The organism is Mesorhizobium sp. LNHC229A00 (assembly GCF_000502415.1).
Taxonomy (GTDB): domain Bacteria; phylum Pseudomonadota; class Alphaproteobacteria; order Rhizobiales; family Rhizobiaceae; genus Mesorhizobium.
In genome coordinates, this window is the sequence record NZ_AYWQ01000107.1 from 1 (window position 1) to 917 (window position 917).

Consider the following 917-nt stretch of genomic DNA (forward strand, 5'->3'; position numbering starts at 1 on the left):
ACTTTATCGGTAGGAGGCATGGCCGCAAGCAGCATTGGAGCCGCGTTGCCAATGATGAAAGGAGCGCCAAAGCGGAAAGGATAGAGCTTGTCACCTGACTTGTTTCTGGCGCTGCACGAGGGGCAAGGTCCCGTTCCATCGCCATGAGATGTTAGACGGTAACGGCCCTCACCGCCCGAATCTGCCGTACGGCCAGTCGCCTTGTCTATGAAAAGGGGCAGCAGACCTGCATCTTGCAGCGAAAAACAGTGACGAACCGACGGCATGTCTAACGCGGGCACTTCCTCGATAGCCTGATCCTCCCCATCATCTTCGACTTCGCGGACCGCTTCGAAAAGGAACTCGTCAGAGGGCGGCAGATTGCGTGGCGGAGTAAGGCGATCGCCTTTCTCCTCGGCAATCATGAAGGCTTCGCCGCACTCGTTGCATGTGAACAGTTCGGCGACGGGCATGCCGCATGACGGACAGGTTTCTTCACGCTCGTAAAGAACACTTCCGGCCGACCATCCTTCACCCATTTTGGCGGGACAATCTGGATTGGTGCAGGACCAAAGGCCAGGTGAGGCGCGATGGAAGGAATGGACGCGCAGAGGCGCCAATGTTTCTCCATTTGCATTCTGGGCGCGCGCCAGAGCCATTGCCAGTGTTTCGCCGTTCACCCCGATCGCGCCGGCCAATCGTTCGAGCTCTGCCGCTGGAACCGATCGATCCTTAAGCCCTTCCACCAACGACCACACAGGATTGTGGCTGCCTAGCGCGTCGAAGAGAGCTTGCGGAGACATCGTCCCGAGATCGGCCACTTTTGGCGCGACGCCACCAGTTCCTGGACGGCGCGGAAGCCGGCGATGTCCCGTGATCATGGTCACTTGGTCGAGCTGAATGCCGCCTATGTTTGCAAGGAAGCGGCGCAATTTATC

At 58.6% G+C, this 917-nt stretch carries 1 pseudogene; it reads right to left on the bottom strand.

The features are described 5' to 3' along the window. Positions 1-917: pseudogene (locus tag X742_RS1000000175140) on the bottom strand (ATP-dependent helicase); the annotation flags it as partial.